This is a genomic window from Klebsiella sp. D5A, from assembly GCF_001620885.1.
GTDB lineage: Bacteria > Pseudomonadota > Gammaproteobacteria > Enterobacterales > Enterobacteriaceae > Klebsiella > Klebsiella variicola.
Map to the genome: position 1 here is coordinate 681,129 of NZ_KV407481.1, position 25,817 is coordinate 706,945.

Below are 25,817 nucleotides of genomic sequence, written 5' to 3' on the forward strand. Positions count from 1 at the left end.
GGTTCCTCACGGGTGGTTAGGGTTTTTTTTGCTGTGCCTGTTTTTTCAAATGGCCAAAGGTATTGGTGCCGCGCGCGCGCTCCGGTAGCTGAAGTTCACCGCGATTGACCTTCTCGCGCAGGTAGCGATAGGTTTGCAGCGCCTGGCTCCACATATGCTCCCCGATGCTGAGCTCCTGATATTCACCGGCTTCGCCGGCGGCGAGGAAGGTCGGCAGCGGGCGGATCAGCGTGTGGTAATCGCAGGCGAAAAACAGCGGGAAGGAGTACCGCTCCTGCGGCACTTTGCGCACCCGGTGGGCTGTAGCAACAAATGTGCCAGCGCTGAGCACTTCCAGCATGTCGCCGATATTGATCACGAACGCCTCTTCTCCGGCGGCGTTCTTGACGGGAGGTGCATCGATCCACACGCTTTCTTCATTGAGGACTTCAAGGCCGGGCTGGTCGGCGAGCAGCAGGGTGAAGCACTCATAGTCGGTGTGTGCACCAATTCCGGGAACATCTTCGACGCTGGCGTCGAACGGGTAATGGATCAGCCGCAGCTTGGCCGGCGGGCAGGTCACCATCGGTTTGAAATACCCTTCCGGCAGGCCGAGCGCGAGGGCGAAAGCGTCGAACAGACGGTGGCCGAGGGCGAAGACTGCGTCGTAGTAGGCCAGCACCCGCGCGCGGAAATCCGGCAGATCGGGCCACTCATTGGCGCCGATCAGCGGCGTGCCGGCGAGCACCAGCGGATGGTCATCCGCTGCCTGGAAGCCGATATCGAAAGCCTCTTTATGGTCCGGCTTGCCGGAGCCGTAGATCTCTTCTCCTTCCGGAACGTAGCCCTTATGGCTTTTGGAGTGGCCGATGTAATAGTTCATCTTCTCCTCCATCGGCAGGGCGAAGATCTGCTTCGCCGCCTCGCGGACGCCGGCGATCAGCGCCGGGTCGATGCCGTGGCCAGTGATGTAGAAAAAGCCCACCTCGCGCGCCGCGCGGCCGATGGCGTCGGCCACCGCCTGGCGCCTGGCGAGATCGTCGCCGGCCAGATCGCGGATATCGATGGTCGGGAGTTCAGTAAAAGCGTGCTTCACGGCGGTCATGGCTGCGGTTCCTGTTCAGTGAGCGTTAAAAACTGCTGAAAGTGGGCCTGCTGGCGCGCGGCCATCCAGGCGTTGAGCGACCAGAGGTCGGCCACCGGAACGTTGGTGAACGGCAGATGGTGCAGATAGCCGTCGGCGCCAAACTCCGGGGTCAGCGTGGTCTGCGGGTAGCCGCGCTGGCGCTGTGAATGCCAGACCTGCTGCCAGAAGCGCTCGGCAAAAGCCAGTGCCGACTGATACTCTGGCGCCGCCGGGTGCGGCACCTGCGGCCCCTGGTCGTAGCCCACCCGAGCCTGCACGTGATGCACGCGGTCGATAAAGGCGCTGAAGTCATCGCTGGGGTCATCCAGCAGGCGCTCGCTGACCACCACCCAGTGGCTGATGTCGGCGGTAAAGCGCAACTGGGGGAGCTGCTGAATAATCTCCAGCGTGAGCCACGGGCTGTACAGCGAGGTGGCGCGATGGGTTTCAAAGCTGCAGGTCAAACCAAACCCGGCGGCCAGCTCGTGCGCCTTGCCGAGAAAATCGACCTGCTGCGCCAGCGGCCAGCGATCGTTGCCCGCCAGCAGATTGACAAAGCGCGGGTTGAGGCTGCTGGCCTCGGCGAAGCGGGTCTGCAGGCGCGCCAGATGCTGCTCCGGCGTTTCATGCTGGGCGGGGAGCACTCCGCCGCCGCTGAAAAGAATGGCGATATACTCCAGCCCCGACGCCTGCAGGCGGTCGGCGAGCTCCCGCCGTTCGGCCACCGTTAACGGCACGCGGGCTTCGATACCGCAGCAGCCGACGCGCTGCAGTTCATCCAGCGTTTGCGACCAGGGGGTGGTGACTCCCCAGAGGGTGCGAAAGCATTTCAGCTCCATGGCGGCTTCCTCAGGCGTACTTCACGCCGGGCAGGACGCAGAGCATCTCGTACAGCAGGTTGGCCGCCAGCTGGGAGGTATTACCGCTCACGTCGTAGGGGGGCGAGACCTCGACCAGATCGGCGCCAATCAGGTTCAGGCCGCGGCAGCCGCGGACGATCTCCAGCGCCTGAATGGAGGTCAGGCCGCCGACTTCCGGCGTCCCGGTTCCCGGGGCCCAGATGGGATCGAGGCTGTCGATATCAAAGCTGAGATACACCGGCCCGTCGCCCATCTGCTGGCGGACTTCGGCCATCAGTGGCGCCAGCGAGGTATGCCAGCACTGCTCCGCTTGCACCAGGCGAAAGCCCTGGTCAACGCCCCACTGGAAGTCGCCGGCGGCATAGCCCTGGGCGCGCTGGCCAATCTGCACCACCCGTTTGAGGTCGAGCAGTCCCTCCTCAACGGCGCGGCGGAAGGTGGTGCCGTGGGCGATTTTCTCTCCGAACATCTCATCATTGGTATCGGTATGGGCGTCGACGTGGATGAGCCCCACCGGACCATGTTTTTTGGTCAGCGCCCGCAGGATCGGCAGGGTAATGGTGTGGTCCCCGCCGAGGGTTAGCGGGATCAGCGGATAACTATTCAAACCGGTGTAGTAATCTTCGATAATTTGCACCGATTTGAGCAGGCTGTAGGTATTGATCGGCACATCGCCGATGTCGGCCACCGACAGCGAGTCGAACGGCGCGGCGCCGGTTGCCATATTGTACGGACGGATCATCACCGATTCGGCGCGAATATAGCGCGGTCCGTAGCGCGTACCTGAGCGCTGCGAGGTGCCGATATCCAGCGGAATGCCGACAAATGCCGCATCAAGTCCCTGTAAATCTTCGATAAACGGCAGGCGCATCATTGTGGCGCGGCCGGCGAAGCGTGGCATCTCATTGCCACCCTGCGGTTGGTGAAAGAGGTTATCCATGTCTGCTCCTGAATCTGACGGATGAAACGTAACAGGAGAGATAGTGCGCAACCCGCGCTGGACTTTACATCGTCTGACGTAAATACTCAGTTCATTTATTGGTGAACTAAATACGATGCATCACGACGCCAGCCTTAATATTCGACAGCTGCAGGTTTTCGAGGCGGTGGCCCGCCTGGAGAGCTATAGCCGGGCCCAGCAGGAGCTGGGCATTTCGGTCTCCGCCATCAGCAATGCCATGTCGCAGCTGGAGGGACAGCTTGGCTTTACCCTCTGCCAGCGCGGGCGCGGCGGTTTTTCCCTGACTGAGAAAGGTCAGCAGTTTTTACAGCAGGCGATCCGCGTGCTGAGTGAACTCAATGAGCTGGAGCGGCAGTCGGCGCTGCTCAAAGGGGAGCACAGCGGCACCTTGTGCATCTCGACGCTCGACTCCATCGAGACCGAAACGGCGCTCTCGCTGCCGGTGGTTCTGCGCAGCTTCAGCGACAAATTTCCCCATGTGCATATCAAACTGATTATTCGCACCCCGGCGGAGCAACTGAACGGCGTGCTGAACAACCATATCGACCTGGCCATCGGCAGCTACAACTCGCAGGTGCATAACATCATCAGCGAGCCGCTGTACCGCGAACAGCACTGGCTCTACTGCAGCGATCTGCACCCGATGTTCTTCAGCCGCCAGCTGGATAAAGAGCAGATCAGCCAGTGCCCGCTGGTGACCCGCAGCTACTGGAACACCAGCGATTTGCGCCGCCGGGGCTTCAGCAAAGGCAGCGCCACCGTCGAGACCGTCGACGCCCAGCTGTTGCTGATCCTCTCGGGGAAATATATTGGCTATCTGCCGGAGCATTACGCCTGGCCGTGGATCAAAGAGAACCGCCTGCGGGTGCTGCTGCCCAACGAGTTTGGCTTTCAGTCGCCGTTCTCGGCCATCTGTAAGCGCGGGCGCAGCAATGAGCCCTACCTGAAAGCGTTCCGCGACCTGTTGAAGAAAAACACGGTGGCGCGGCCGAAGTGGAATTACTGAGTGGGGTAGGGGCTTCCCTCCGCCGCGGTGGTGGCTCTGGCGCTCAGCGCGCAGCCCGGCGGTGGCATTTCTCCTGTTTAAAAAACGAACAGCAGCCGGTAGCCCACCCGGGCTGCGGCTGCCAGGCAACTGCCTCCAGGTTATCCACAGGGTTAGGCGCCGCTGGTGTGGACAGGTCGCCGGGCAGCGCAGTCGTTAGCGATTCGCTTTAATGGTTTTTTCCGCCATCGCGATGGTGGAGAGTTTGTGCAGGCAGATCAGCGCCAGACAAATCCCGCAGGATCCGCTGCCGTTATGGCAGCGGATAGTTGGCGAACGGGGAGAGAATGATGTCTCCTGAACCGCCCGTCAACGGCTGACCCGTGACAGATTTCAGCCAGTAATAAATCCTCGGGTGCCGTTACGCTTCTCCTATACTCATACGAGCATGCCGGAACGCCTGCCCAGACGAAGTTTGCCCGCCTCAAACGAGAGGGCGACACGCGCCATCTTTGTCGAGGGATATCATCCGCGGCCGCCGGGTCGCTTTGCAGCCTGAAGCAATACCACTTGTCAGCCTCATTTCACAAGGACAGCTCAACGTCATGTTGCGTACTGCGGCCTATATCAATATCGCCGCACGGTCATCGCTTTTCGAGGATTATTGTCATGGTTAAATTGCTGTTGCAGGGCTCATCCGGCCCGGAGGTTGTCCAGTTACGCGAGCGTCTGGCGAAAACGCTGGGGGCGGATGCGAAGATGTTTGCATTGCCGTCGAATAGCGACACGTTCGATGCCACGCTCGCCTCGGCGGTCCGACACTGGCAGTCGAATATCGGCATCATCGCCGATGGCGTCGTCGGTCCCTATTGCCAGAGCCTGTTGGCGCTTATCAAGCTGCCTGCGTTTGCGCTGCGGGCAGATGAGGTGCAGCATTTATTCCCCGCCACCAAACCATCCAATGTGCTGCGCTATCTGCCGTACGTCGCGGCAGCGTTAACCAGCGAAGGACTCACGACGATCCCGTTGATCCTGGCCGCCCTGGGGACCATCCGCGCGGAGACCGAAGGCTTCGTGCCGATTTCCGAATATCCCTCGCAGTTCAACACGCTGCCAGGGCTGCCGGCGTTCAGCGCCTACGACGCAGGGACCGACAAAGGCAAGAATCTTGGTAACATCAACCCTGGCGATGGCGCCAGGTTTCGCGGACGTGGTTTCGTACAGCTTACGGGGCGGTCGAACTACCAGAAATATGCTTCCCGCATAGGTGTGGACATTATCGGCTCTCCCGATTTAGCTAATGCACCCGAGGTGGCGGCGGTACTGTTGGCGATGTTCCTCGGCGATCGTCGAGAGGCGTTAACCGCGGCCCTGACAGCCACGCCCCCCGACTATCGGAAAGCGCGCAGGCTGGTGAATGGCGGGGCGCACGGGCTGGATAGTTTCAAAAAAGTCTTCACGCTTGCAGCGGTCTTGCCAGCGGTTATGCAGCAGACCAGCCAGATTCAGGGCGCGGGAGCTGGCAGAGGGGCCAGACAGCAGGCGGGCGCCGCCGCGATCGCGGCCCCGGCAGAGGGACCGGTTCTCAATGCGTCGAAGGATCCGCTTGATCTGCGCGATCGTACCTATACGCCGCCGCCGGTGAGCCTACCGGACCGCTTTCCGGTTGATAAGGATATCGCCACGCTACTGACCGTCTACACCCAGGCGCAGCTGATCCTCGATCAGGGGCGGGAAGGCGCCTGCACGGGTTTTGGCTTAGCCTGCGTGGTGAACTATTTGCGCTGGCGTAAAGCTGGTTTCCCGAAAAAACTCGATTCAGTGAGCCCCCGCATGCTTTACAACTTTGCCCGGCGATACGACGAATACGCCGGGGAAGATTATGACGGTTCGAGCTGCCGTGGTGCGCTTAAAGGGTGGTTCCATCACGGCGTGTGTCTGGAGTCTGACTGGCCTTACCGGGAGCAGGAAAATATCCCGCCGCAATACGGATACGCAGAGCGCGCGGTGAATACGACGCTGGGGGTCTACTATCGTATTGATATCAAAAATATTACCGATATGCAGGCCGCCATCCATGACGTGGGGGCTATCTACGTTTCCGCCTTTACCCATGAGGGCTGGCAGACGGTACCGACAGCGAAAAAGGCGCCCACCAATCATGACTCGCTGGCGGTCATCGCGTTCAATGGCAAGCCTACTAAAACGGGCGGTCATGCGTTTGCGCTGGTTGGGTTTAACCGCGACGGGTTTATCGTACAAAACTCCTGGGGTACAGAGTGGGGATGCGGTGGCTTCGCGGTACTGAGTTATGCCGACTGGCTGACCAACGCGATGGATGCCTGGGTGGCGGCGCTGGGCGTGCCCGGCGTGGTGCCAGGGCAGCTTGCAACGGGTTCGCCAGCCCTTGCCACACCGGCCGCCGCGGGTAATCACCCGCAGTGGTGGGACGAAACCACTGCCTATCAGCACAGTATTGTTATCGGCAACGATGGTCGGGTGGACCGCTACCTGACTCAGGACGAGATGACGCGTACGCTGATGTATCAGGGATGCGTATTGCCCGATCGTTGGTTTCGCTTACAACACGCAGAGACTAAACGCTTAGTCATTTATGCGCATGGCGGGCTCAACAATGAGGCCGGGTCGATTGCGCGGGCGCGGGCGATGGGACGTTACTTCACTGGCAACGATTGCTATCCACTCTTTCTGGTGTGGAAAACAGGGATCCTGGAGTCCATTGGCGATATCTTCTCCGACCATTTTCGCCGTGAACCCTCGCGCGCGGGTGGCGTGCGTGAGGCATTGACTGAGGCTTCCGATCTGCTGATTGAGGAAACTATTGGCCGGCCGGCCGCGAAGCCTCTGTGGAGCGAAATGAAGGAGAACGCTGAATTTAGTTGCGTTTCAGGACGCGCAGGCGATCTGCTGGTGACAGCCCTGCAAAAGTTAGTGGAAACCTGGGGGAAAGCGCTTGAAATTCATATAATTGGTCACTCGGCGGGCAGTATTATTCTCGGCCATTTCGTCGATCTGTTGTCATCCCGCGGCCTGGGTGACGCTCTCAAGTCTGCGCATCTCTATGCGCCGGCATGTACGGTACAGTTTGCCAACCGACACTATGCCCCGCATGAATTGCTGATGAAACGTATGTATCTCCATATCCTGTCCGATCGCATTGAACGAGCCGACAATGTGGCAGCTATTTATCGCAAGTCGCTCCTCTATTTCGTCTCCAACGCGTTAGAAGGGGATCGGCGAACACCGCTGCTGGGAATGGACAAGATACGCGACAAAAACTACTCGGGCTGGGACGGTTCGTCGAGCACCGGGGAAGCATTGCGTAACTGGCGTCATGCCGCGGCTGAGGCGGGGCTGGAAAAGCGCGGCCGAACCAACATCATTGATATCGATAAGGTCTGTGGTGGCCCAGGCGTGATGATCGATGCTTCCCACGGCAGTTTCGATAACAACATTGATGTGATCAGCCTGACCCTGCAACGCATTGTTGAGAATAACCAGCTGAACGTTCCGGTGGATGATCTTCGCGGTTTTTAGATGGCACGGTATGTGGTTGCCGGGTTTGTCATCCGGCAGCCTTTGCCCGTGAAATCAGAAAATTTACTTCGCAGGCTAACCGCAGATTGCTTCAAAAAAATTCCCGTATTTGTTATATTGTTGTTCATTGATTATTCACCTCTGCGGTGCCAAAAAGAACAAGATTCACCGCAACCCAGGACAATACCATGTTAGATTACCGCTTCCCGACAGCTTTGCAGATGGTTCTCAGCGTAGCAATGGCGGAGCAGATGGGTGAACGTTCGACGAGTGCGATTCTGGCCTACGGCCTGGAAGCGAACCCGAGCTTTATCCGTAAACTAATGGTTCCGCTTACTCGTGACGGCATCATCGTCTCCACGCTTGGCCGCAACGGCTCTATTCATCTTGGCCGCCCGGCGGACAAGATCACCCTGCGTGATATCTATCTTTCGGTTATTGAAGATAAAAAGCTGTGGGCGTCGCGTCCTGAAGTTCCGGCTCGCTGCGTGGTCAGCGCCAACGCCTGTTGGTACTTCAAATCGATTGCCGATGAAGCAGAGCAGGCTTCGCTAAACGTCCTTGCTCGTCACACCGTGGCCAGCGCGCTGGAGGCGGTCAAAAACGCCGATACCAGCGGCTGCGATCCGGTGCCGGAAATGATCGCCCGCTTTAAGAAAGCGCTTTAATTCCTATCTGATGACGAAAAAAAACCGCCTTCATTGTGAAGGCGGTTTTTTGTTATCTGCTGCAGGCTAGGCGGGCAGATCCTCCTGGACCGGCTTCCTGCGGGTCACCAGTTTCCGCAGCGTCACGTAAAACACCGGCGTCAGGAACAGACCGAACAGCGTTACGCCCAGCATCCCGGAGAACACCGTGATCCCGGTGACACCGCGGACTTCCGCCCCCGCGCCATGGCCGAGGATCAGCGGAATGGTCCCGGCGATAAAGGCGATGGAGGTCATCACGATCGGGCGCAGACGCAGGCGGCATGCCTCCAGCGCCGCTTCCATGATGCCTTTCCCCTGGATCTCCAGCTCGCGGGCAAACTCGACGATCAGAATGGCGTTTTTACAGGCCAGGCCCATCAGGACTACCAGACCCACCTGCACGAAGACGTTGTTATCGCCCCCGGTCAGCCAGACGCCAAACAGCGCGGAGAGCATCGTCATCGGTACGATAAGGATCACCGCCAGCGGCAGGGTCCAGCTTTCATACAGTGCGGCCAGCACGAGGAACGCTAGCAGCACCGCCACCGGGAAGACGATCAGCGCCGTGTTGCCCTGGGTGGCCTGCTGGAAGCTCAGATCCGTCCACTCAATATTCATCCCATTCGGCAGGATCTGCTTCGACAGCTCCTCCAGATGCGTCATCGCCTGCGAAGAAGAGAGGATCCGCGGATCGGCATCGCCAATCAGGTCCGCCGCTGGATAACCGTTGTAGCGGATCACCGGATCCGGCCCGTAGGTGGTACTGATATTCACCATACTGCCGATCGGCACCATTTCGCCCTGATTATTGCGGGTGCGCAGATTAGCAATATCTTCCACGCTCTCGCGGAATGGCCCATCGGCCTGGGCCATCACGCGCCAGGTACGCCCGAACTGGTTAAAGTCATTGACATAAGACGAGCCGAGATAGGTCTGCAGCGTGCCGAACAGATCGGTTAGCGACACCCCCTGCGCTTTCGCCTTATCGCGATCGACCTGCACGTCCAGCTGCGGCACGTTAGCCTGGTAAGTCGAGATCGGGAAGTGCATCCCCGGCGTCTGCATAATCGCCCCGGACATCGCATTCACCGCGCTTTGCAGCGCGCCATAGCCCAGCCCACCGCGATCCTGGATGTACAGGGAGTAGCCGGAACCCTGACCCAGTCCTAAAATCGGCGGCGGCAGGATGGAGAAGCCAAAGCCTTGCTGGATTTGCGCGATTTTGGCGTTGATCTCCGCGTTAATTTCCGCCGCCGTGTGTTTGCGCTGGTCGAACGGTTTCAGGCCAAAAAAGACCGTCCCGGTATTCGGCGTGTTGGTGAACTGCAGCGCATTAAGCCCCGGGAAAGCGACCGCATAATCGACCCCTTCGGTATTCATCCCGATCTCGCTCATTTTGCGGATCACCGCATCGGTGCGCGCCAGCGACGAACCTTCCGGCATCTTCACGCCGCCAATGAGATACAGCTTATCCTGGGTGGGAATAAACCCGCCGGGGACGACTTTAAACATCACCCCAGCGGCGCAGAGCAGCAGCAAATACACCACAAACACCGCGCCACGGCGTCCGAGGGTTTTGCTCACCAGTCCCTGATAGCCGTTCGAGCTGCGCAGGAAAAAGCGGTTAAACGGACGGAAAATCCAGCCAAACAGACGATCGATCAGCCGGGTAGGGAGGTCTTTCTTCGCGCCGTGCGGCTTTAACAGCAGGGCCGCCAGCGCCGGGGAGAGCGTCAGCGAGTTGATGGCCGAGATCACCGTCGAGATGGCGATGGTCACCGCAAACTGTTTGTAGAACTGGCCGGTGACCCCGGAGAGAAACGCCATCGGCACGAACACCGCACACAGCACCAGCGCAATGGCGATAATCGGCCCGGAGACCTCACGCATCGCCTGATGCGCCGCGGCAAGCGGCGCAAGCCCCTCTTCGATATTACGCTCAACGTTCTCCACCACCACGATGGCGTCGTCCACCACGATACCGATAGCCAGTACCAGCCCGAACAGGCTCAGGGTATTCAGCGAGAAGCCCAGCAGATAGAGAATGCTGAAGGTACCCACCACCGATACCGGCACGGCGATCAATGGGATAATCGACGCGCGCCAGGTCTGCAGGAACAGGATCACCACCAGCACCACCAGCACCACTGCTTCCAGCAGCGTCTGCACCACCGCGCGGATGGAGTCGCGCACGAAAACCGTCGGGTCGTACGGCGCCGCCCATTGCATATCTTCCGGGAAGCGGGTGGCCAGCTCGGCCATTTTGGCGCGTACCGCGTTCGACAGATCGATGGCGTTAGCCCCCGGCGACTGGAAGATACCGATCCCGACCGCATCCTTATTGTTGAGCTGGGAGCGCAGCGCATAGCTACCGGAACCCATCTCGATACGCGCCACGTCGCGCAGGCGGACCAGCGAGCCGTCCTGCGCCGTTTTCAGAATGATATTGCCAAACTCTTCTTCGGTATGCAGACGGCCCTGGGCGTTAATGGAGATCAGGAAATCGCTCTCCTGCGGCAGCGGCTCGGCGCCAAGCTGTCCGGCAGACACCTGGACGTTTTGCTCCTGCATCGCCGTCACCACATCCGAGGCTGTCAGACCGCGGGCCGCGACCTTATTGGGATCCAGCCAGACGCGCATCGCATATTCACCGGAGCCAAAAATCTGGATCTGGCCGACGCCGGGCAGGCGCGCCAGCTCATCCTTCACTTTCAGCGTGGCGTAGTTACGCATATACAGCGAGTCGTACTTACCGTTTGGCGAAAACAGATGCACCACCAGGGTTAGCGTCGGAGACTGTTTCTGGGTGGTGATGCCCAGACGGCGTACATCCTCCGGCAGACGCGCTTCCGCCTGCGCGACCCGGTTCTGCACCTGAACCTGCGCCTGATCCGGGTCGGTACCCGGGCGGAAGGTGACGGTGGTGACCAGCACGCCGTCGGAGCCAGCGACCGATTTCATGTACATCATGTTTTCAACGCCGTTGATCGCTTCCTCCAGCGGCGTCGCCACGGTCTCGGCAATCACTTTCGGGTTGGCGCCGGGATACTCCGCGCGCACCTGGACGCTCGGCGGGACGACGTCCGGATATTCGCTCACCGGCAGCAGCGGGATAGCGATTAACCCGGTGATAAAAATTAAAATCGACAGCACCGCGGCGAAAATCGGCCTGTCGATAAAAAAGCGGGAAAAGTCCATGTGTTGGATTCTCTGATTAGGGATCAGTTGAGGGCGGCGCTGGTGGTCATGGCAACGGTTTTGGCATTCACCGGCATACCCGGCATAAACACTTTTTGTAACCCGTCGACGATGACGCTATCCCCAGGGTTCAGCCCCTTCTGAACGATGCGTAAACCGTCTGCCAGACGCCCCGGAGTAATATCACGTCGCTGCGCTTTACCATCTTTATCAACGATATAAACGTATTTACGGTCCTGATCGGTCAGTACCGCTTTGTCGTCGATCAGCGTGGCTTTGAACTCCGCGCTGCCCGGCAGACGCACGCGGGCAAACAGCCCCGGTGTGAACAGACGCTGCGAGTTATCCAGCAGCGCGCGCATGCGGATGGTGCCGGTACTCGGCGTTAACTGATTATCGAGAAAATCCACTTTGCCCTGATGGGGGTAGCCCTCCTCGCCAACCAGGCCAATCTCCACCGGGAGCGCCTGATTATCGCTGGACGCCCCTTGCCCACGGCGGGCGAGGTTTTGATAGTGAAGGTAGGTTGACTCGTCGACATCAAAGTAAACGTATACCGTCTTCTGCGAGACCAGGGTGGTGAGCACGCTGGCGGTGTCGCCCGCGGTGACCAGGTTACCGCTGGTGATCAGCGCCCGGCTGGCGCGGCCGTCAATAGGGGCGGTCACTTTGGTGAAGTCGAGGTTAAGCTGCGCGGCATCCACCGCCGCCTGCGCGGCGCGAATATCAGCCTGCGCCTGAACCGCGGCTGACCGGCGCTGCTCCCACTCTTCACGGGAGACAAGATTGGTATGGACTAATTTATCGGTGCGGTTCGCCTCGCTTTGCGCCAGGCTGGCCTGCGTTTTGGCTCTCGCCAGCGTCGCCTGCGCCTGCTCCAGCGCGGCGCGATAGGTTCTGTCATCTATGGTGAACAGCACCTGGCCCTTTTTCACCTCCTGACCGTCGGTGTAATTCACTTTATCAATGTATCCCGAGACGCGGGGGCGAAGCTGAACGCTCTCCACCGCTTCAATGCGACCGTTAAAACTATCCCACTGACTGATCGACTTCACCAGCACCTTAGCGGCGCTGACCGTCGGGGCGGGAGGCGCGGCATTTTGCGCGACGCTGTCGTCGCAGCCGACGAGCAGAAAGGAGAGCATCATCGCGCCGAGCGCGGTCAGGTGAATGTTTCCCCAGGTTTTTTGCAGGCTCATTATTTTTATTCCGGTAATTGTAGCCGCCGGGCAAGACGCAGCGTGAGAGGCCGCGCCACTTCCTTTGTCCGGGCTGGCTTAAGGCCATTTGTGTCGATCATCGCCACAAAACTGTAACAATTTCGAATACACTATCGCGGCGATTGTAGGAAGGCGCTTAACTAAGTGCAAGAATAATTGTTGCACTTTATGTGCGGTCCTGGCTGGAGACAAAAACCGCGATCCCGGCGTGGATTTAAATGTAACAATAAAACTTGCATTTTGTGTAAAAACAGGCCACCTTTAAATGCAACTGACAAAGATGCTTTTAACCGGCTGCGCGGAGGTAACATGATGAACACTGGCGCCATCATTCAGGATCTGATCGACTGGATCGACAACCATCTTGATAGCCGTCTGGATATTGACACCGTTGCCCGACGATCCGGCTATTCGAAGTGGCACCTGCAGCGGATCTTCAAAGAACATACCGGGCAGCCCCTCGGAGAATATATTCGGGCGCAAAAGCTGCAAAAGTCGGTCGAACGCTTAGCCCACAGCAACGAGCCGATCCTCAACGTGGCGATCGCCCTCGGCTTTGACTCCCAGCAGTCCTTCAACCGCAGCTTCAAGCGCCAGTATGGCCAGGCGCCCGGCGTCTGGCGCCGGAGTATCAGCCGCTCTGCAGGGCAGGCATCTCGTCAGTGATCTTCATGACCGGGGAGGATCAGTCCTGACCCGGTCCATGATCAAATTTGCTGCCTTTGCCGATGGCATAGAACTGCCCGCCTGCGACATAGTGAACGGTCCGCAGCTCGTCCGGCGCATCATCAAAGATCCAGTGTCCGTTACGGAATACCCGATCATCGCTCCAGGCGGCGACGATATCGCCCATAAACAGATTGTGCTGTTGCTGAATGTCCGGGTAGGGCATCACTTTGCACACCAGCCAGCCCGCGCAGCCTGCCACGAGGGGGATGTCGAACCCCGGCTGATAAATGAAGGGGATGGAGTCATTTTTATCCGGCGCGTCGGCATAGCTGCGCCCGCCAGCGTAGAGGACGGTTGCCATCTGGCTGACTACGGGGATCTGCACCACGAAATAGCCGCTCTTTTCCACCAGCTGACGAGTGAAGGCCTGGGGGCCGATATAGGCCACCACTTTTCGCTCGCCTGCCAGCCCAACCCAGGCGGCTGACATGACATTTTCGACGCCATCATATTTTGCGGAAATCATGGTGGTGGACCCGACCTGCAATAAACGATAGGCCTTACTTAATTCGACAGGTTGCACGGACATTATTTTTCCTTTATGCGTGTTATTTAACGTTATGATTCTCTGGATATTTATTGAGGGCATGGCCATTTTGGGCCCCTCACGCGATACCCATAGCGCAACGATACGCCAGGCTATTAAGCGCAAAAAGGTGCGTAAATTGTTTTCATTATTCATAATTAACGAATAATCATGCCGTCTGTCGGTAAGTTGCTTGCTTCAGGAGAGAAAGAAGGTGGATCGTATCCAGGCTATGCAGATGTTTATGCGCGTCGCGGAGGCAGGGAGCTTCGTGCGCGCCGCGGAAACCCTTTCCCTGCCTGCCTCCACTGTCACCAGTACCATTAAAAACCTTGAGCAATACCTGAAGGTGCGGCTGCTGAACCGGACCACAAGGCGCGTGAGTCTCACTCCGGAAGGGCTGCAGTATCTGGCGCAGTGCCGGGAAATTCTCGCCCTCATCGAACATAGCGAATCCAGCCTGAGCGAGTCTGTCGCGCGGCCTCAGGGGCGCCTGCGGGTTGATATGCCCGCGGGCATCGCGCATTTCATCGTCATGCCGCATCTGCCGGACTTTTACCGGCGCTATCCCGATATCTACCTGATGATCGGCGTCAGCGATCGGCAGGTCGATCTCATTCAGGAAGGCGTCGACTGCGTGATACGCATGGGAGAGCTGAACAACTCCAGCCTGGTGGCCCGCCCTCTGGGCCGCTTTCGCTGGGTAACCTGCGCGTCGCCGGACTATCTCAGGGAATATGGCGTGCCGTCGTCACCGGAGGCGCTCTCTCAGCACCGGGCGGTGCATTATTTCTCCGGCCAGGCGAGACGGGCCGATGAGTTCCGCTTTGTTCGCCACGGCGAGACCTTTTCTGTACCCGTCAGCGGCAACGCCGCGGTGAATGAAACGGGGCTCTATATAAAAATGTGCCTGGCGGGCTTCGGGCTGGCGCAGCTGGCGGAGAATATCGTTGCTGACCACCTGCAGGAGGGGAGACTGGTGGAAGTGCTGACGGACTGGCAACTGCCCCCGGTACCCGTCACATTGCTCTATCCGCACCAGCGCTTTCTCTCTCCCGCTGTGCGGGCGTTTGCTGAGTGGATGAACGAGGTGGTTTGAGGGAGGTATTGCTTCCGATATAGCGCGTCGGGAGCCCCGCCAGGGAGGGGAGGGTTCCAGCAGAAATATCTGGTCTGCTGATGAATCGCTGGATATTCTGTAATGCTTTGTCTTTTTTGTGAACAGGAAAAAGTATGCTTAATACGCTACCCGATTTACACAGAAGTTTTGCAGAGCAACTGAAGCTTAAATTACAGTCTGATTCGCGGATCCACGCCCTTCTCGCCGGCGGCTCGTTTATCCATGGCGGGTTTGATCAATACTCCGATCTGGATTTCGTGGTGGTGGTCGACCCTCTCTATTATGACGAAATCATGGCTCAGCGTATGGCGTTCGCCGGAACGCTCGGCCATCTGCTGCATGCTTTCACCGGGGAACACGTCGGTGAGCCTCGCCTGCTGATCTGCCTGTTTGGCCCGGAACTTCTGCATGTCGATCTGAAATTTATCACCCTGGACATGCTCACTCAGCGCGTTGAGGAGCCTGCCGTGCTATTTACCCGTGATAGCGATGCTCTCGAGCGACAGCTGGCAAAATTTAGCGCGCACTGGCCGAACATGACGCCGGAGTGGTTTGAGTCCCGAGCCTGGATCTGGCTGCATTATGCCGGGGTTAAACTGGGCAGGGGCGAACTCTTCGAAGCGCTGGGGATGCTGTCTTTCTTCCGGGAACAAGTGCTGGGGCCGATGCTGTTCCGTCGCGCCAATCTACCGCAACGCGGTGTTCGCCGAATAGAAGCCCTCGGCATTGATCCCGATGGCCTGCTGACTTCCACCCTGGCAACACACGATCGTCACTCCGTCGGGATTGCCATTCGAAGGGCTGCTGACGCTTATGTCACTCTGCGGGCTGATGCGCTGCCTGACAATATCGCAGACGATGCAGCGCGTCGGGCGGTCCTTGCCATGCTGGACGTGTATTCTGCCAAGGGGTAAATCTATCTCTCCGGCCGCTAACGCGGCCGGAGGGTGAAAGGGTTGTGCGAGTGTCGTGGGAGGTCTAGTTCTGAGAGGGGGGGTTGGCGGGTAATTGGTAGCGCGAAAACAACAGAGCTTTTCGTTGGGCCTATCAATGGGCCTAAAAGGTTCGGATTTAATGAGTTCTCTTCGGACTTCGCGGGATAAATTCAAGGCACAAAAAAGCCCGCAGGGCTTGCGCCGTGCGGGCTTTCAGGACTTCATCGGATGACTCTGGTAATCACCGATGGAGAATTTTGGTGGAGCTGGCGGGAGTTGAACCCGCGTCCGAAATTCCTACATCCTCGGCACTACATGCTTAGTCAGTCTTTACATTCGCTTGCCAGCTGCGGACAGACACGCCACTAACAAACTAGCCTGATTAGATTTAACGCTTCAACCCCAGGCAGGGCATCCACGCGATCTCTTTTGGGTTTGACCTCTCTTTGATCCCCGTCTTAAGAGCGGAAGCTAGGGAGAGAGGGCTCAGAGCAGGTTATTAAGCTGCTAAAGCGTAGTTTTCGTCGTTTGCGACTATTTTTTGCGGCTTTTTACGAGGCCAACCGCCCCTCGGCATGCACCTTGGGTTTCGCAAATCCCGTCGAATCCAGAATCAGCCCCAATGTGTAGGTCAAGTATAACAGATTTGTGAATGTCGTTACCAGCCCCATTACGCAGGATTGTTTCAACGGGGTAGATGAAAAAGCAGCATCAACAAGGATATAGCGTAAGGGCCAGCGAGAGCTGGCCCTCGGGGAGGGGGTTAGCGTCCGGCGTGCTTCATAATACGCGCCTTGTCCAGCGCCCATTCACGATCCTTCAGGTCGGTACGCTTGTCGTGCTGTTTCTTACCTTTGGCGACGCCGATTTTCACTTTGCACCAGGCGTTCTTCCAGTACAGCGACAGGGCGACGACGGTGTAACCTTCGCGGTTAATGCGGCCGTATAGCGTGTCCAGCTCACGCTGGTTAAGCAGCAGCTTACGAGTGCGCGTCGGGTCGCACACATAGTGGGTGGAAGCCACGGCCATGGGCGTAAAGTTGGCGCCGAACAGGAAGGCTTCGCCATCCTTCAGGATGACATAGCTATCGCCGATGTTGGCTTTGCCTGCACGCAGGGATTTGACTTCCCAGCCCTGCAGGGCGAGACCAGCCTCGTATTCATCTTCGATAAAGTATTCGTGACGGGCGCGTTTATTCAGCGCAATGGTGGCTGATCCAGGTTTGTGGGCTTTTTTCTTAGTCATAATGTCCTGAAGTCATCGTCTTATACACAGTTACCTCGATCGCATCCTGCGAGGTGTACTGCGCATCTTAGCACGAGTTGCGGCACAGCGTTTTTTTTAGCAGCAGATAAATGATATTATTTGCACTGTGTTTAAATGTGGAACCTGCTATGCCTCAGATTAGCCGTACTGCGCTGGTGCCTTTCAGCGCGGAACAGATGTATCAACTGGTAAACGATGTGAAGTCCTATCCTGATTTTCTGCCAGGCTGCACCGGTAGCCGCGTGCTGGAATTCGGGCCGACGCAAATGACGGCGGCGGTTGATGTGTCCAAAGCCGGCATCAGTAAGACCTTCACGACCCGGAATACACTGACCAGCAACCAGAGCATTTTGATGAGCCTGGTGGATGGCCCGTTCAAGAAGCTGATTGGCGGCTGGAAGTTTATTCCGCTGAGCCCCGAGGCGTGCAAAATCGAGTTCCATCTCGATTTTGAGTTTACCAATAAGCTGATTGAGATGGCCTTTGGCCGGGTCTTCAAAGAGCTGGCTGCCAACATGGTGCAGGCGTTCACTTCGCGCGCCAAAGAGGTCTACAGTGCCAGCTAATATTCGTGTTGAAGTCGCCTACGCGCTGCCTGAAAAGCAGTATTTGCAGCGAGTCACCCTGGATGAGGGAGCGACGGTCGAGCAGGCGATTATCGCCAGCGGGCTATTGGCCTTGCGTGATGATATCGATCTGGCGAAGAACAAGCTGGGGATCTACAGTCGTCCGGTTAAGCTGCATGACGAAGTTCACGACGGCGACCGGGTCGAAATCTATCGACCGCTGATCGCAGACCCGAAAGAGCTGCGTCGCCAGCGGGCAGAGAAAAGCGCTGCGAAGTAACCCGCAGCAGCAGACCGGCTATCAGCCATAAAAAAAGCGCTCATTGAGCGCTTTTTGCTTTTTCGGGCCTTACTGACTGGTCAGCGCGGGCTTGTTATCAATGTTAGTTAACACGCCGCCGCTGTTGAAGGTCAGGGTCAGGGTCTGCTGAGTCACTTTCTCGTGGCCTGGCTCCTGACGGAATACATAGAACCAGGTGTTGGTGCCGAACGGATCCGACATCATTGGCGTTCCGAGAGCATAAGCAACCTGCTGTTGCGTCATACCGACACGAATTTTTGCTACATCGTTAGGTGCCAGATAGTTACCCTGGTTGATGTCAGGACGGTAAACCACTCGTTCCAGAGTGGAACAGCCTGCGGTCAACATAAGAAGAACCGCTGCGGCAGCAGTCAGCGTTTTACAGCGCATAGTGATTTGATTCCTTTTTGGGCCCGAGCAGTACGTGGCTCATCTGTAATATGCCGATAATAATAGACCTTTGCGCCGATGGAAACCTCCGGCTGCAGGTCAGCAGGCAATTTGCTGTTCACTATGACCCTGTGAAAATCAAAAAGTTTACGCCGCAAGCAACTCTTTCGCGTTCGCCAGGGTGTTGCGCGTGACCTCGCTGCCGCCCAGCAGACGAGCCAGCTCCTGTAGACGAGCGCGCTTATCCAGCGGCTGCATATGGGTTTCGGTCATCTCGCCATCGGTCTCTTTGCAGACAAAGAAATGATGGTGGCCGCAGCCCGCAACCTGCGGCAGGTGGGTCACGCACATCACCTGCGTGGACTCGCCCAGCTGGCGCAGCAGCTTGCCGACCACGGCGGCGGTCGGGCCGCTGATGCCGACGTCCACTTCGTCGAAGATCAGCGCCGGGGTTTCCATTTTACGCGCGGTGATCACCTGAATCGCCAGCGCAATACGCGACAGTTCGCCGCCGGAGGCCACTTTCGCGATCGGCTGCAGCGGCTGACCGGGGTTAGTGGTGACGCGGAACTCAATATGATCGGCGCCGTCGGCGGTGAGATGGCGTTCATCGAAAGCGACCTCAATCGCGAAGATCCCGTGCGGCATCGAAAGTGAGTGCATACTCTCGGTGATAAGCTGGGTCAGCTCGTCGGCGCTGGCCTGGCGCAGGGCGTGCAACTGACGCGCGGTCTCCAGCGCCAGCTGATGATGTTCGACCACCTGCTGGCTGAGGGATTCCAGCGAGCCGGCGCTATCGTCCAGCAGGCGCTGCTCTTCCAGCATCGCCTGATAAACCGCCGGCAGCTCTTCCGGCATTACCTGGTGTTTACGCGCCAGCGCGATTTGCCGGGAAATCCGCTGCTCAAGTTCGAACAGACGGTTCGGATCGAGATCCAGACGGTCGTGATAGTGGCGCAGCTCGTCGCTGGCCTCGCTGAGCTGAATGGCCGCCTCTTCCAGCATATCCAGCACGCCGGAAAGCTTGCTGTCCATACCCACCAGCTCGCTGACCAGCTGCTTCGCGGTATAAAGCAGGCTCTGCAGATTGGCCTCTTCGCCGTCCGCCAGTACCGTCAGGGCGTGCTGGCAGGTGCTGAGCAGCTGGCCGCTGTTGGCCAGACGCTTGTACTCTTCGTCAATCTGCTCGAATTCTCCCGGCAGCGGGTTAAATTCGTTCAGCTCTTTAAGCTGGTACTGCAGCAGATCGGCGCGGGCGGCGCGCTCCTGGCTCTGCTGCTGGTGCAGGGCCAGCTCGCGGCAACTCTGGTGCCACTGGCGGTAATGCTCGGCCATGCGCTGAGTGAGCGCATACTCACCGGTATAGCCGTCGAGCAGCGTTTTCTGGTGTTCGGGTTTGGTCAACAGCTGGTGCGCATGCTGGCCGTGGATCTGGATCAGCAGCTGGCCCAGCTCGCGCAGCTGCGAGAGCGGGACGGCGGTGCCGTTGATAAAGCCGCGCGAACGGCCGTCGGCGCTGATCACCCGGCGAAGTAAACACTCACGCCCGCTCTCCAGCTGGTTCTCTTCCAGCCAGCGCTGGGCGGCCGGGGTATCTTTCAGCGCGAAGCGCGCGCACAGGTCGGCGCGGGTGGCGCCGCGACGCACCATGTCGGCTTCCGCTCTGCCGCCGAGGCACAGCCCCAGCGCGTCGATGGCAATGGATTTCCCGGCGCCGGTTTCCCCGGTGATGGCGGTCATGCCGCTGTGGAAATCAATTTCCAGTTCACGAACGATAGCAAAATTACTGATGGTGAGTTGCGCCAACATAGCTGCCTTCCTGTATGAAAAACCAATACTGTGTTTTCGTACAGTATAGACTGGTTTTTTATCCAGTAAAGAGGCAGCGATGTAAATCAGAACAATTTTTTCGACCAGCCGAGCTTGGTGCTTAATGTATTGAAATAGCTGTAATCTTTAGGGTGAATCAGATTGAGGTGATAATCACAGCGGCGAATGAGAACGTCTTCGCCATCCTGAATCGGCAGGGCAATCTGGCTGTCGCAGCTGATCTCCAGATCGCTGCAGCGATGAGAGAAGCGCAGGCGGATGGTGCTGTCGCCGTTGATCACCAGCGGTCGCGCTGAAAGGGTGTGCGGGAACATCGGCACCAGGGTGATAGCGTCCAGCGACGGCGTGAGGATCGGGCCGCCGGCCGACAATGAATAAGCGGTGGAGCCGGTCGGGGTGGAGATTATCAGGCCATCAGAGCGCTGAGAGAACGCAAAGACTTCGTCGATATAGACTTCGAACTCAATCATATGCGCCACTTTGCCGGGGTGCAGCACTACTTCGTTGATGGCGGTGCTGATGCGTTTCTGGCAATCCTGCTGGCACACCTGGGCCTCCAGCAGAAAGCGTTTCTCGGCGATGTAGTGGCCTTCCAGCACGTCGGCGAGCTGCTGCAGGGCGTTGTCCGGGTCAAGGTCGGTGAGAAAGCCGAGGTTGCCGCGGTTAATGCCGATGACGTTAATGTCGTAACGGGCCAGGGTCCGCGCCGCGCCGAGCATATTGCCGTCGCCGCCCACCACCACCGCGAGGTCGGCCTGTTGGCCAATCTCCGCCAGCGTGCCGGTTTTCACGTTGCTGAGCTGAAGTTCATGGGCGATCTGCTGTTCAACCAGCACTTCATACCCTTTGCTGCACAGCCAGCGCCAGAGCATTTCATGTGTGGTCAGGGCGGTGGGGTGACGAGGATGTCCCACAATGCCGATACACTTGAAATGGTTCTTCATGATCTGGATGTCCTTGCGTTAAATGAAATAGTGACAATCTGTCCGCTTCCCTTGAAACCCGGAAACTGATCCCCATAATAAGCGAAGTTAGCGAGATGAATGCGAAAAAAACGCGGAGAAATTCATGAGTAGTAAAGAACAGAAAACGCCTGAGGGGCAAGCCCCGGAAGAAATTATCACGGAGCAGCACGACGACGTTGAGGCAGTAGAGCCTGAAGTTTCGGCTGAGCAGGTGGATCCGCGCGATGAAAAAATTGCGAATCTGGAAGCCCAGCTGGCTGAAGCGCAGAAACGTGAACGTGAAGTGATGCTGCGTGCCAAAGCCGACGAAGATAACCTGCGTCGCCGTACCGAGCAGGATATCGAGAAAGCGCACAAATTCGCGCTGGAAAAATTCGTCAATGAACTGCTGCCGGTGATCGACAGCCTGGACCGCGCGCTGGAAGTGGCCGACAAGGCTAATCCGGACCTGGCGCCGATGGTGGAAGGGATCGAACTGACCCTGAAATCCATGCTGGACGTGGTGCGTAAGTTCGGCGTGGAAGTGATCGCCGACACCAACGTTCCGCTGGATCCGAACGTCCACCAGGCCATTGCGATGGTCGAATCTGAAGACGTGGCGGCGGGCAACGTGCTGGCCGTGATGCAGAAAGGTTATACCCTGAACGGCCGTACTATTCGCGCCGCGATGGTGACGGTAGCGAAAGCGAAATAACGTCTGCTGCATTGCTCAACGGCTGCCCGCGGGCGGCCGTTTTTTTATGCCACCGCTCCCGGCGCGAGATAAAAAAACGGCGGGCCGCAGCCCACCGTGATGTTAATTCCTTCGCTCGCGCTACTCCGCGACGCTCTCGCGTAATGATTTCACCGGCATCACTTTCACCTGTTTGATCATGTTGTCCTGCACGTCGAGGATATCTATATCGTACTGCTCAATGCGCACGCGGGTGCCCGGGACCGGGATCTCTTCCAGCGCTTCGAGGATGATACCGTTGACGGTGCGCGCTTCATCTTCCGGCAGGTGCCAGTTAAACGCTTTGTTGATTTCGCGAACGTTGGCGCTGCCGTCGATAATCACCGTGCCGTCGTTAAGCGGGGTCACTTCCTCCGCCAGGGTGGGTGACATGGAGGTGGTGAAGTCGCCGACAATCTCTTCAAGAATATCTTCGACGGTGACCAGCCCCTGAATATCGCCGTATTCATCGACCACCAGACCCACTTTCTTTTTATTGCGCTGAAATTTCACCAGCTGGGTGCTGAGCGGCGTCCCTTCCGGAACAAAGTAGATCTCATCTGCCGCCCGCAGCATGATCTCTTTTGTGAATTCTTTCTTCTCCGTCATCAGACGGTAGGCTTCGCGAACGCGCAGCATGCTGATGGCATCGTCCAGTGAATCGCGGTAGAGCACGATGCGGCCATGTGGCGAGTGGGTCAGCTGGCGGACGATAGATTTCCAGTCATCATTGATGTCGATGCCGACAATCTCATTGCGCGGCACCATGATGTCGTTAACGCTGACTTTTTCCAGATCCAGGACCGACAGCAGCATATCCTGGTTGCGCCGGGAGATTTGTGAACGGGATTCATTCACAATCGTGCGCAGTTCATCTTTGCTCAAAGCGCTGCTGATGACGGTATCGGTGCGGATGCCCATCATGCGCATCAGCATGCGGGTGATGGTATTCAGCAGCCACACCAGCGGCATCATCAGCACCTGCAGGGGCGCCAGCAGGAAGCTGCTGGGGTAGGCGACCTTTTCCGGATAGAGCGCGGCGATGGTCTTCGGCAGCACCTCGGCAAATACCAGTACCACAAAGGTGAGCACGCCAGTGGCGATCGCGACGCCGGCGTCGCCGTACAGGCGCATGCCGACGATGGTGCCCAGCGCCGAGGCGAGAATGTTGACGAGGTTATTGCCGATGAGCACGAGGCTAATCAGGCGGTCCGGCTTGCGCAGCAGCTTCTCCACGCGCTTGGCGGGGCGGTTGCCTTGTTTCGCCATATGACGCAGCCGATAGCGGTTCAGCGTCATCATGCCGGTTTCGGAGCCGGAGAAATAGGCAGAGATAATCACCATGACGATCAGCGTTATGATCAGCGTGGTGGTGGAGATATGTTCCACGTAGGATTCCTTAAAAGACTTAGCTCACGAACTGCTGCAGCACGCGGCTACCAAAATAGGCCAGCGTCAGCAGACCGGCGCCAGCGACGCTGAACCAGACCACGCGACGTCCGCGCCACCCTTCATGATAGTGGCCCCACAGCAGAACGATATAGACGAACCACGCAATAATCGACAGCACCGCTTTATCAATGTTTTCGCTGCTGAACAGATTGTGCATATAGAACAGGCCGCTGCACAGCGTCAGGGTCAGTAGCACCACGCCGACCTGAGTGATGTGGAACATTTTGCGCTCGATGCTCATCAGCGGCGGCATTTCGCTGCTGAAGGCCAGCTTTTTATTCTTTAACTGGTAGTCGATCCACGCCAGCTGCAGCGCATACAGCGCGGCGATGATCAGCGTGGCGTACGAGAAGAGCGACAGGCCGATATGCACCAGCATCCCCGGGGTGGTTTCCAGGTGGGTGATATATTCGTTAGGCACGAAAGTGGCGAAGGCCAGATTGATCAGCGCGAAGGCATAGACGATAGGCAGCAGCAGCCAGCCGCGATTGCGCGAGGCCACGATAGTCATCACCGTACAGATCATCAGGCTGACCAGCGACCCGACATTCAGTAAGCTGAGGTTTTGCCCGCTCTCGCCGCCGGGGAATATCCGTGCTTCCAGCGCAAAAGCATGGCAGATCAACGCGATAGTCGCAGATAAAATCGCCATTCGCCGCCAGCTGCTGTTTTTTTGCAGCAAGCCGGGGATAATCAGCGCGAGGCTGACGGAGTAGGCGACAAGGGCGAGTAGAGCAAAAACAGGCATAGGTGTCGGCTGTTGGCTAAATAAGAAAGAGAAGCAGTATAACGTCAGCAGGCCTCTGCTCCAACCGTTGCAGCACATTCAGATTGATGTCGTGTTATACTCCGCCACATTCGTTTTGTGTGTCGCTGCGGCGACCGACCGTTTCCACCTCAGGCGAGAGACAATGTTTGATAATTTAACCGATCGTTTGTCGCGTACGCTGCGCAACATTAGCGGCCGCGGACGCCTTACAGAAGACAATATTAAAGACACCCTGCGCGAAGTGCGCATGGCGCTGCTGGAAGCGGACGTTGCGCTTCCGGTGGTTCGTGATTTCATCAGCCGCGTGAAAGAGAGCGCGGTCGGCCATGAAGTCAATAAAAGCCTGACCCCGGGTCAGGAGTTCGTCAAAATCGTCCGCAACGAGCTGGTGGCGGCGATGGGCGAAGAGAACCAGACGCTCGACCTGGCCGCGCAGCCGCCGGCCGTGGTGCTGATGGCGGGCCTGCAGGGTGCCGGTAAAACCACCAGCGTCGGTAAGCTGGGGAAATTCCTGCGCGAGAAGCACAAGAAGAAAGTGCTGGTCGTTTCCGCGGACGTTTACCGCCCGGCGGCGATCAAACAGCTGGAAACCCTGGCCGAGCAGGTCGGCGTCGATTTCTTCCCGTCTGACGTCGGCCAGAAGCCGGTTGATATCGTCAACGCGGCGCTGAAAGAAGCGAAACTCAAATTCTACGACGTGCTGCTGGTGGATACAGCCGGTCGTCTGCACGTTGACGAAGCGATGATGGACGAAATCAAGCACGTCCACGCCGCCATTAATCCGGTTGAAACCCTGTTTGTCGTCGATGCGATGACCGGCCAGGATGCGGCGAATACCGCGAAGGCCTTTAACGAAGCGCTGCCGCTGACCGGCGTGGTGCTGACCAAAGTGGACGGCGACGCCCGCGGCGGCGCGGCGCTGTCGATTCGCCATATTACCGGCAAGCCGATTAAATTCCTCGGCGTCGGCGAGAAAACCGAAGCGCTGGAGCCGTTCCATCCGGACCGCGTCGCTTCCCGTATCCTCGGCATGGGCGACGTGCTGTCGCTGATCGAAGATATCGAGAGCAAAGTTGACCGCGCGCAGGCCGAGAAACTGGCCTCCAAACTGAAGAAAGGCGACGGTTTCGATCTGACGGACTTCCTTGAGCAGCTGCGTCAGATGAAAAACATGGGCGGCATGGCCAGCCTGATGGGCAAGCTGCCGGGTATGGGCCAGATCCCGGACAACGTGAAAGCGCAGATGGACGACAAAGTGCTGGTGCGTATGGAAGCCATCATCAACTCGATGACCCTGAAAGAGCGCGCCAAGCCGGAAATCATCAAAGGCTCACGTAAGCGCCGTATCGCCGCCGGCTGCGGGATGCAGGTGCAGGATGTGAACCGTCTGCTCAAGCAGTTCGACGACATGCAGCGCATGATGAAGAAGATGAAGTCGAAAGGCGGCATGATGAAGATGATGCGCGGGATGAAAGGGATGATGCCGCCAGGCTTCCCGGGCCGCTAATACGCGTCATAATTCAAGCCGCAGATGCGTTGGCTGCGTTCGCTCACCCCGGTCACGTACTTGTGTACGCTCCCGGGGATTTACTCACTTGCCGCCTTCCTGCAACTCGAATTATTTAGCGTATATAGTTTTGAATTGATTTTTGCACAGAAATCAGTAAAATTTTCGGGCT

General features: G+C 58.0%; 22 protein-coding genes and 1 other RNA gene. 10 read left to right on the top strand and 13 right to left on the bottom strand.

The features are described from left to right. Positions 1-16: 16 nt before the first annotated feature. From AS136_RS03360 to speB, 3 genes are read right to left on the bottom strand one after another with little or no spacing between them, the layout of a single operon-like run. Positions 17-1,084, bottom strand: coding sequence for an isopenicillin N synthase family dioxygenase (locus AS136_RS03360; protein ID WP_004212914.1), 1,068 nt, complete (start codon positions 1,082-1,084; stop codon positions 17-19). Then, complete coding sequence (locus AS136_RS03365; RefSeq protein WP_032731119.1) at positions 1,081-1,944, bottom strand: sugar phosphate isomerase/epimerase family protein; 864 nt, start codon at positions 1,942-1,944, stop codon at positions 1,081-1,083. Before AS136_RS03365 ends, AS136_RS03360 begins: the two co-directional genes overlap by 4 nt. Positions 1,945-1,954: 10 nt before the next feature. Next, complete coding sequence (speB, locus tag AS136_RS03370) at positions 1,955-2,905, bottom strand: agmatinase (protein ID WP_004145693.1); 951 nt, start codon at positions 2,903-2,905, stop codon at positions 1,955-1,957. Positions 2,906-3,020: 115 nt separating this feature from the next. On the opposite strand from speB, the gene AS136_RS03375 reads away from it, so the two are divergent. The 3 genes from AS136_RS03375 (at position 3,021) to AS136_RS03385 (ending at position 8,137) form a co-directional block, all read left to right on the top strand. Further along, entirely contained in the window at positions 3,021-3,932 is a 912-nt protein-coding gene (locus tag AS136_RS03375) for a LysR family transcriptional regulator (RefSeq protein ID WP_002914199.1), read from the top strand. Positions 3,933-4,580: 648 nt separating this feature from the next. Further along, positions 4,581-7,469, top strand: a complete 2,889-nt coding sequence (locus AS136_RS03380) for a C1 family peptidase (protein ID WP_032733654.1) — start codon at positions 4,581-4,583, stop codon at positions 7,467-7,469. A 188-nt stretch (positions 7,470-7,657) separates the two neighbouring features. Then, positions 7,658-8,137, top strand: coding sequence for an RrF2 family transcriptional regulator (locus AS136_RS03385; RefSeq protein WP_032736298.1), 480 nt, complete (start codon positions 7,658-7,660; stop codon positions 8,135-8,137). Positions 8,138-8,203: 66 nt separating this feature from the next. Here AS136_RS03385 and AS136_RS03390 read toward each other — a convergent pair whose 3' ends face one another. Both AS136_RS03390 and oqxA read right to left on the bottom strand, forming a co-directional pair. Next, positions 8,204-11,356, bottom strand: coding sequence for a multidrug efflux RND transporter permease subunit OqxB15 (locus tag AS136_RS03390; protein WP_023323140.1), 3,153 nt, complete (start codon positions 11,354-11,356; stop codon positions 8,204-8,206). 23 nt (positions 11,357-11,379) lie between these two features. After that, the gene (gene oqxA / locus AS136_RS03395) at positions 11,380-12,555 is read right to left on the bottom strand and encodes a multidrug efflux RND transporter periplasmic adaptor subunit OqxA (protein WP_008806106.1); all 1,176 of its coding nucleotides are present in this window, start codon (positions 12,553-12,555) and stop codon (positions 11,380-11,382) included. 333 nt (positions 12,556-12,888) lie between these two features. Between oqxA and AS136_RS03400 the strand changes: the two genes are divergently transcribed. Beyond that, positions 12,889-13,242 (top strand): helix-turn-helix domain-containing protein, encoded by a 354-nt coding sequence (locus AS136_RS03400; RefSeq protein ID WP_048268071.1) that lies wholly within the window; start codon positions 12,889-12,891, stop codon positions 13,240-13,242. A gap of 19 nt (positions 13,243-13,261) precedes the next feature. Here AS136_RS03400 and AS136_RS03405 read toward each other — a convergent pair whose 3' ends face one another. Then, positions 13,262-13,834: a flavin reductase family protein gene (locus tag AS136_RS03405; protein ID WP_022065759.1), complete on the bottom strand. Its 573-nt coding sequence runs from the start codon at positions 13,832-13,834 to the stop codon at positions 13,262-13,264. 211 nt (positions 13,835-14,045) lie between these two features. Here AS136_RS03405 and AS136_RS03410 point away from each other — a divergent pair, with 211 nt between their 5' ends. Then, positions 14,046-14,930, top strand: coding sequence for a LysR family transcriptional regulator (locus tag AS136_RS03410; RefSeq protein WP_049156160.1), 885 nt, complete (start codon positions 14,046-14,048; stop codon positions 14,928-14,930). Between the two features lie 134 nt (positions 14,931-15,064). After that, the gene (locus AS136_RS03415; RefSeq protein WP_063266665.1) at positions 15,065-15,865 is read left to right on the top strand and encodes a hypothetical protein; all 801 of its coding nucleotides are present in this window, start codon (positions 15,065-15,067) and stop codon (positions 15,863-15,865) included. A gap of 279 nt (positions 15,866-16,144) precedes the next feature. Here AS136_RS03415 and ssrA read toward each other — a convergent pair. Further along, positions 16,145-16,507: a transfer-messenger RNA gene (gene ssrA / locus AS136_RS03420) on the bottom strand. A gap of 142 nt (positions 16,508-16,649) precedes the next feature. After that, on the bottom strand, positions 16,650-17,132 hold the full coding sequence (gene smpB, locus AS136_RS03425; RefSeq protein ID WP_002914164.1) for an SsrA-binding protein SmpB: 483 nt from the start codon (positions 17,130-17,132) through the stop codon (positions 16,650-16,652). A gap of 149 nt (positions 17,133-17,281) precedes the next feature. Between smpB and AS136_RS03430 the strand changes: the two genes are divergently transcribed. Together AS136_RS03430 and AS136_RS03435 are read left to right on the top strand one after the other, a co-directional pair. Next, on the top strand, positions 17,282-17,719 hold the full coding sequence (locus AS136_RS03430; RefSeq protein WP_008806099.1) for a type II toxin-antitoxin system RatA family toxin: 438 nt from the start codon (positions 17,282-17,284) through the stop codon (positions 17,717-17,719). After that, on the top strand, positions 17,709-17,999 hold the full coding sequence (locus tag AS136_RS03435; RefSeq protein WP_004145682.1) for an RnfH family protein: 291 nt from the start codon (positions 17,709-17,711) through the stop codon (positions 17,997-17,999). The genes AS136_RS03430 and AS136_RS03435 overlap by 11 nt, the downstream gene beginning before the upstream one ends. Positions 18,000-18,068: 69 nt before the next feature. Here the strand turns inward: AS136_RS03435 and bamE are convergent, their stop codons facing one another. The 3 genes from bamE to nadK all read right to left on the bottom strand — a co-directional run bounded on the left by bamE (position 18,069) and on the right by nadK (position 21,184). Next, positions 18,069-18,410: an outer membrane protein assembly factor BamE gene (gene bamE / locus AS136_RS03440; RefSeq protein ID WP_008806098.1), complete on the bottom strand. Its 342-nt coding sequence runs from the start codon at positions 18,408-18,410 to the stop codon at positions 18,069-18,071. A 147-nt stretch (positions 18,411-18,557) separates the two neighbouring features. Next, positions 18,558-20,219, bottom strand: coding sequence for a DNA repair protein RecN (gene recN, locus AS136_RS03445; RefSeq protein ID WP_012540837.1), 1,662 nt, complete (start codon positions 20,217-20,219; stop codon positions 18,558-18,560). Between the two features lie 86 nt (positions 20,220-20,305). After that, complete coding sequence (gene nadK / locus AS136_RS03450) at positions 20,306-21,184, bottom strand: NAD(+) kinase (RefSeq protein ID WP_002914158.1); 879 nt, start codon at positions 21,182-21,184, stop codon at positions 20,306-20,308. Between the two features lie 124 nt (positions 21,185-21,308). Here nadK and grpE point away from each other — a divergent pair, with 124 nt between their 5' ends. After that, a complete protein-coding gene (gene grpE / locus AS136_RS03455; RefSeq protein WP_008806096.1) occupies positions 21,309-21,899 on the top strand; it encodes a nucleotide exchange factor GrpE in 591 nt (196 codons plus the stop codon). A 120-nt stretch (positions 21,900-22,019) separates the two neighbouring features. Here grpE and AS136_RS03460 read toward each other — a convergent pair whose 3' ends face one another. Continuing rightward, positions 22,020-23,306, bottom strand: a complete 1,287-nt coding sequence (locus tag AS136_RS03460; RefSeq protein ID WP_012540838.1) for an HlyC/CorC family transporter — start codon at positions 23,304-23,306, stop codon at positions 22,020-22,022. Between the two features lie 19 nt (positions 23,307-23,325). Next, the gene (locus tag AS136_RS03465) at positions 23,326-24,117 is read right to left on the bottom strand and encodes a cytochrome C assembly family protein (protein WP_002914153.1); all 792 of its coding nucleotides are present in this window, start codon (positions 24,115-24,117) and stop codon (positions 23,326-23,328) included. 163 nt (positions 24,118-24,280) lie between these two features. On the opposite strand from AS136_RS03465, the gene ffh reads away from it, so the two are divergent. After that, positions 24,281-25,645: a signal recognition particle protein gene (gene ffh, locus AS136_RS03470; RefSeq protein ID WP_002914152.1), complete on the top strand. Its 1,365-nt coding sequence runs from the start codon at positions 24,281-24,283 to the stop codon at positions 25,643-25,645. The last annotated feature ends 172 nt before the right edge of the window (positions 25,646-25,817 follow it).